The following is a 6,587-nucleotide window of genomic DNA, read 5'->3' as shown; positions in this document are numbered from 1 at the left end:
CACGGGTGGCTAACTGATTAGGATTTAACAGCGCCACATCTGGATAGTTGACAACTAGTTGATTTTGTGCAGCGGCGGCAACACTGGTGCGGGCATAGGCAGGAATGCTCCCAGCATCCTGAAATAAACCATTTAAAATTGAGGCGGTATCTGCGGTTGGATTCAAGTTAAGTCCGCTGACCAAAGATACCAAGACTTGGACGCGGGGGATGTTTTGATTCGGCTGGAAAACCTGGTTGGGGTATCCTTCTAAAAACCCTGTCCGATAAGCTTCCTGAATGGCTGTGTAACCCCAGTAATTGGCAGGCACATCCACAAAATCGATCGCTTGGCGAGTGGCGGGTCTTTGAAAAGCCTTCCGGATCATGGCGGCAAACTGAGCGCGTGTCACCGGCTCGTCAGGGCGGAAAGAGCCATCTGGAAAGCCTACGATCACTTCTCGCTCTGCGAGTGCTTCAATAAACGTCTGCGCCCAGCTACCTTGTACATCTGGGAAGGTGCTGGCTTGAGCCAGTTGAGTCGGCGTCGTGACGGCTCCAGGTTGCTGTAAACTTCTTCCAGGGGCGGCTGGATTGCTAACCGCTGGTAGGGAAGAGCTAGAACGGGGGGTGGTTGAAGGAGCGGGCGGGTTAGAACGCAGCGCGTCAGCTCCCAGCATCGTTTTTAAGAGTGCGTCACCCATTGAACCGCTACCCTTGGCTGGTGCTGAAGCATTCCCGTTGGTAGAACTTGCCTTCGTGGTAGCCAGACTGGCAGCTGCATAGAGGATCGTACTGCCCAAAAACATGGAACTTAGTAGGATGTGTACCCGATACCACAATTTCTTTTTGCTTGCACTGACACGGCTCCTACCTGTTGCTGGCGTCATAACCTTATCCTCCTCATACCCAAATATTCCTTGCCACCTCAAAGGTACACGAGTTTGGGAAAATTACGTTGGTGATTAAACTTTATACTGCAACTTTTTACGGATTGTATCCGTCAATGGCGTGACTTTGTGTAACGAGGTTTAACAGATTTGGAATGAAGAGTGCTAAGTTGAGCGCCAAAAGGCATCGTGAAACAAGCTGTAATTTTTGTAAGAGCGGTGCTAGTTTTCCGAAACTGGCTACCCGAACCGTTGCGGGCTTCGCGCTTCTAGCCGTGGCGGCAATGACGGTTTCATCACCAGCGATCGCGCAACTCCCCGGATTGCGCCCTTCTGCTGCCCCAGCGGGAACATCTACCAGACGTGGACCGGATGCCCCATATACTCTAGGCGCAGGCGATCGCGTCCGGCTGGATATTTTTGAGGTTCCTGAATACAGCGGAGAGTATCAGGTGCTAATCGATGGTACGCTCAACCTGCCAATCATTGGCAGCGTACCCGTTCAGGGATTGAGCCTCGAAAGAGCAACCGATGAAATTTCTAGCAGATACGGTCGCTACATCCGACGCCCCTTGCTGACCATTACTCTGCTGGCACCCCGTCCGGTCAAAATCGCCGTGGCTGGGGAAGTCAATCGTCCGGGTTCCTACACGGTTAACTTAACCGAAGGCACTCAATTTCCCACCGTCACGCAAGCACTACAATTGGCTGGGGGCATTACTCAAGCCGCCAATATCCGCCAAGTAGAACTGCGCCGCCTTTCGCCCGGTTCATCGGGAGTCATCGCTGTCAATCTCTGGGAATTACTCAACAACGGTGATTTGAGTCAAGACCTTACCTTGCGAGATGGAGACTCGCTGTTTATCCCCACCAGCCCCCAAATCAACGCCGATGAATCCCGTACCTTAGCGGATGCCAGCTTTGCGCCCCAGAACACCGGGCCGATCAAGATTGTCGTAGTCGGAGAAGTATCCCGTCCAGGGCCTTATATCGTGTCACCAACGACCATTGCCACTGCGAATACTCCCCCTGAGGCGAATGCGACTGCGGCTTCTAGCAGCACTCCTGCCACCGTAACCCAAGCCATTCAAGTCGCAGGGGGAATTACCTCCTTAGCAGATATTCGCCAGGTTCAAGTCCGCCGTTCCGCCCGTTCAGGACCCGAAAAAGTCCTCAATATCAACCTCTGGCAACTTTTACAGTCCGGGGATGTCACCCAAGATGTCATCTTGCAAGAGGGAGATACCGTGGTGGTGCCTACTGCTAGCAATATCGATCCCTCTGAGGTACCCCAAGTCGCATCGGCTAGCTTCTCTCCCAATACCATTCGGGTCAATGTGGTCGGGGAAGTTGCCAAAGCAGGGACGATTGAACTGCCACCCAATACGACCTTGAATCAAGCGGTGCTGGCAGCCGGAGGATTTAACAATCGTGCCCGGAGGAGTTCGGTAGAGCTAATTCGTCTCAACGCCAATGGCACCATATCAAAGCGGAACGTCCCGGTCAATTTTGCTCAGGGCATCAACGATCAAAACAATCCGATTCTACGCAATAACGACGTGGTGGTGGTGAACCGCTCTAACCTCGCTAATTTCTCAGACACGCTGGGGACGGTGTTGAGTCCGCTGGGAGGGGTTTTCAGCTTATTCAACTTCTTTAGAATCTTCGAGTAAAAACGTGGCTGGCTAGGTCTGGAGAGCCACAATCAAGAGCTGAGTAAAAAATTTGATCGTTTGGATGTAGCATCCTGCACATTCATGGTACAAAATGAGGCTAGAACCAGGAATCTCCCTGGCGATCGCGTCAACCAAGCCAACAAGGTGCAGGGGTTTAGATGGAAGCGGGCCAATTTTCTCAACCGTCATCGCCGAAAGGGAATGGCAAGCAACTTCAGCCATTGCCGCTAACCGACGAAACTCAGTTTCTAGAAAACAGCCAGGACGACTTGAATGTTCGTCAGCTCTTGAATGTGGTGCGTCGCCGTGCTTTGGTGATTGCGGGGGTGGCGATCGTTGTCACGACTGGAATCGGCTTATGGACATTCAGCCAAACACCCAAGTATGAAGGAAAGTTCCAACTCCTGGTGGAACCCGTTACGGCTGAAAATAAGCTGACGAAACTTACTCAATTACAGGCAATCGAGCCAGCTCTAAACGACTCTAGTCTGGATTACGAAACCCAAATTAAAGTTTTACTTAGTTCCGAACGGATGGCGGCATTCATCGCTCAGATCCAAAAGCGCTATCCCGATATCGACTATGAATCACTAATTCTTAAAAACAATCTGACAATTACCCAACTAGATAAAACAAAAATTTTAGAAGTACGTTACCGCGATACCGATCCCGATAAAATTAAGTATGTATTATTTGAGTTAGCTAAAGTTTATCTGAGGTACTCTCTTCAGGAGCGACAAACGAACCTCAACCAGGGGATTAAGTTTGTAGACGGTCAATTACCGGGACTTCAGCAACGAGTGGACAAACTCCAGGGACAACTGCAAACGTTCCGGCAGCGGTACAACATCCTCGATCCGGAAGAACAAGCCAAACAACTTGCCGTGCTGGTGTCTAATGTTGAGGAACAAAAACTCGATAATCAACTAAAACATAATGAAGTCCGTTCGCTGTATGCAACGTTACAAAAGCAGTTAGGATTACCCCCTAATCAAGCGATCGCTGCCGCATCTCTTTCGGAAGCACCGCGTTACCAACAGTTACTCAACAAACTTAAGGAAGTCGAAACAAAGCTTGCCACCGAGTCAGCCCGATTTCTGGCAGAAAGTCCAACCATTCAGTCACTCAAAGAGCAGCAGCAAAATTTGCTGCCCCTCTTGCAACAAGAAGCGGCGGCAGTACTGGGAAATAATCTATCTGGTCTCAGCGAACGGCAATATTTGTCTTCCCCCAGCACGGTACGTCTAGAGCTGATTCAGCAATTTGTGGATGCGGCAAACCAAGTCCAGGTTCTGGAAGTTCGCGGCAACGCGATCGCGCAAGCCGAAAAGCGCTTAAATCAACAAGTTAGACTACTGCCCCTGATTGCCCGTCAGTACACAGATTTACAGCGGGAACTCAACGTCGCAACCGAGAGTTTAAACCGCTTTCTAGCCGTTCGGGAAACCCTGCAAATTGAAGCAGCACAGAAGGCTCTCCCCTGGCAGCTGATTGCCAAACCCCAAAAGCCAGAAGATCCTATCTTTCCCAAGCCAAAGCAAAATTTGATATTAGGAGCGATCGCTGGGGTAATGTTAGGGCTGGCATCTGCCTTATTAGCAGAGCGACTCGACAATGTCTTCCACTCCCCCGAAGAACTCAAAGACAGCACCCGACTGCCCATTCTTGGCTTGATTCCCCACCACAAAGAACTCAAACTATTCAAACCCATCGCAGAACTCGCCAATTTTGCCCAGCCAAATGGCAACGGAGCCTCAGCCAAAAACCAAATCGGAGATAGCCCATCCAAAGAGCGTGCCACCACTCGCAAAGCTAGCTGGTACAATGCTTCTCCCTTCTTAGAATCCTTCCGTTCTCTCCATACCAATATTCGTTTTCTCGGTTCTGATACCCCCATCCACTCGCTAGTGGTTAGCTCAGCGTCCCCAGGTGATGGTAAATCCACTGTATCCGTACACCTAGCACAGGCGGCTGCGGCAATGGGACAGCGAGTTTTGCTCGTAGATGCAGATTTGCGGCGTCCTCAGGTTCATAATGTCCTCGGTTTAGAAAACCACCAGGGACTGAGCAACGTCATTGCCACAGGTCTAACTCCCAGAGAAGCCATCCAGCGCTTGCCCTCCTGGGACAATCTCTACGTGCTAACCGCTGGACAAATCCCACCAGACCCAACCAGACTGCTTTCCTCCAAGCGAATGCAGTATTTGATGGAGCAGTTGAACGCTGTTTTTGATCTAGTGATTTATGACACGCCACCGATACTAGGTCTGGCAGATGGCAGACTCCTGGCTGTCCATACCAATGGCGTGATCATGGTAGCGAGACTGGGCAAAACCGATCGCTCCATCCTGCTACAAGCGATAGATGCATTAAAAATCTCTAGTGCCCCCGTCTTGGGTATGGTTGCCAACGGTGTGAGAAGAAACGCCGGTGGATCGTACTATTACTACGATCGTTACTACACTTCTAATCAAGAATCAGAAGTAGAGAATGCCAAGAAACTCTTGCAAAAGAAACTTGGATTGCGCTAGCTCTTGGCGATTAATTGTTAAGAATTAGTCATTAGTTTCTAGTCATTTTTTTAAATCATGGATAGAACTAATGACTGATAACTAACCGCTAAGCTCCATAAAAAGAGCGATACCACTCAACAAAACGCGGAATTCCAACCTCAATGGGTGTACTAGGCTTGAACCCAACATCTCTTTGTAGATCGCTAATATCGGCATAAGTTTCAGGAACATCTCCCGGTTGCATTGGCAGCATATTTTTCACTGCCTTCGTACCGAGGCAATCTTCCAAAACCTCGATAAAACGCCCTAATTCAACCGGCGTATTATTGCCAATATTGTAAATTTTATAAGGTGCGGCACTCACTCCCGGATCGGAGTCAGCTCCTGCTAGATCAGGATTTGGTTGTGGAATTTTATCAGCTACTCGTAAAACTCCTTCTGCAATGTCATCAATGTATGTAAAATCGCGCCGCATTTTACCATAATTAAAAACATCAATCGGACGCCCTCCTAAAATGGCTTTGGTAAACAAAAACATTGCCATATCTGGACGACCCCACGGCCCATATACTGTAAAAAAGCGCAAGCCAGTCGTTGGTAAACCATACAAATGACTGTAGGTATGCGCCATCAGTTCATTTGCCTTTTTACTAGCTGCATACAAGCTGACCGGATGATCTACATTGTCATGCACCGAAAAAGGCATTTTCTTATTTGCCCCATAAACTGAACTAGAAGAAGCAAACACCAAGTGTTTAACTTGCGAATGCCGACACCCTTCTAAGATATTCGTAAATCCCACCAAATTGCTATCAACATAAGCATGGGGATTTTGCAGCGAGTAACGTACACCGGCCTGGGCAGCCATATGTAGTACTTGTTCAATCTGGGAATTCGCGAATAACTCAGCAATTCCTTGACGGTCAGCCAAGTCAAGTTTGTAAAATTGGAAATTATTTTTGTCCTTCAGTTGCTCCAGACGAGCTTGTTTTAAATTGACATCATAATAATCATTGAGATTATCGATGCCAATGACCTCTTCTCCTCTATCTAGCAGCAGTTTACACAAGTAAAAACCAACAAAACCAGCGGCACCAGTAACTAGAATTTTCCCCATATTTTTGTTTCTACTAGCTGTTAGCAGGTTGGTAATTGATGTAGCGTCATTGACAAATAATGGCGATGAGCGCGACAAATCCAAAGGCGTTCAAGTCCAAAGTCTAGCCCAATTACTCAGCCGAATGCCATAGTTCCGCACATGAACCCCTGGTGACACTAAGGGTTCATGTGCCCTTACAACCCCATCAAACTGATACAAGCTACCTGGAGCGTGTCCTGTGTACGCTCCAGGCAGCTAACTGGGAGCATTTTGTTGATGAGAGCGAAAAGCGCTACGCGAGGAGCGCAGGTACGTGTATACGCTCCTCGCGTAGCGTATGCTGCTTTATGCGGCTACTCCCTTACCTGCATCTGCCGCCTAGGAGACTCTCCTGCTTCCCTGAAACAAGGAACTATCCCAGCCGTGTCTAG

General features: G+C 49.0%; 4 protein-coding genes. 2 read left to right on the top strand and 2 right to left on the bottom strand.

Annotated elements, in window-relative coordinates; genetic code table 11:
• Positions 1–868, bottom strand: an 868-nt coding sequence (locus NDA06_RS10880; RefSeq protein WP_348251728.1) for an S-layer homology domain-containing protein, incomplete at its 3' end; no start/stop codon positions are given.
• A 155-nt stretch (positions 869–1,023) separates the two neighbouring features.
• Between NDA06_RS10880 and NDA06_RS10875 the strand changes: the two genes are divergently transcribed.
• Together NDA06_RS10875 and NDA06_RS10870 are read left to right on the top strand one after the other, a co-directional pair.
• The gene (locus NDA06_RS10875; RefSeq protein ID WP_190536688.1) at positions 1,024–2,541 is read left to right on the top strand and encodes an SLBB domain-containing protein; all 1,518 of its coding nucleotides are present in this window, start codon (positions 1,024–1,026) and stop codon (positions 2,539–2,541) included.
• A 161-nt stretch (positions 2,542–2,702) separates the two neighbouring features.
• A complete protein-coding gene (locus NDA06_RS10870; protein WP_190985133.1) occupies positions 2,703–5,075 on the top strand; it encodes a polysaccharide biosynthesis tyrosine autokinase in 2,373 nt (790 codons plus the stop codon).
• Positions 5,076–5,163: 88 nt separating this feature from the next.
• On the opposite strand, the gene NDA06_RS10865 is transcribed toward NDA06_RS10870, so the two are convergent.
• A complete protein-coding gene (locus NDA06_RS10865; RefSeq protein WP_190684236.1) occupies positions 5,164–6,174 on the bottom strand; it encodes an NAD-dependent epimerase in 1,011 nt (336 codons plus the stop codon).
• Between the last annotated feature and the right edge of the window lie 413 nt (positions 6,175–6,587).

This window comes from Trichocoleus sp. ST-U1, from assembly GCF_039961835.1.
GTDB lineage: Bacteria > Cyanobacteriota > Cyanobacteriia > Cyanobacteriales > FACHB-T130 > FACHB-T130.
The sequence above is the reverse complement of the archived record's forward strand: the minus strand, read 5'-3'. Positions and strand labels throughout refer to the sequence as shown.

Bases quoted from the DNA above. Each gene is read 5' to 3' on its own strand.
- NDA06_RS10875 (WP_190536688.1), top strand. From the start codon at position 1,024: ATGAAGAGTGCTAAGTTGAGCGCCAAAAGGCATCGTGAAACAAGCTGT.
- NDA06_RS10870 (WP_190985133.1), top strand. From the start codon at position 2,703: ATGGAAGCGGGCCAATTTTCTCAACCGTCATCGCCGAAAGGGAATGGC.
- NDA06_RS10865 (WP_190684236.1), bottom strand. From the start codon at position 6,174: ATGGGGAAAATTCTAGTTACTGGTGCCGCTGGTTTTGTTGGTTTTTAC.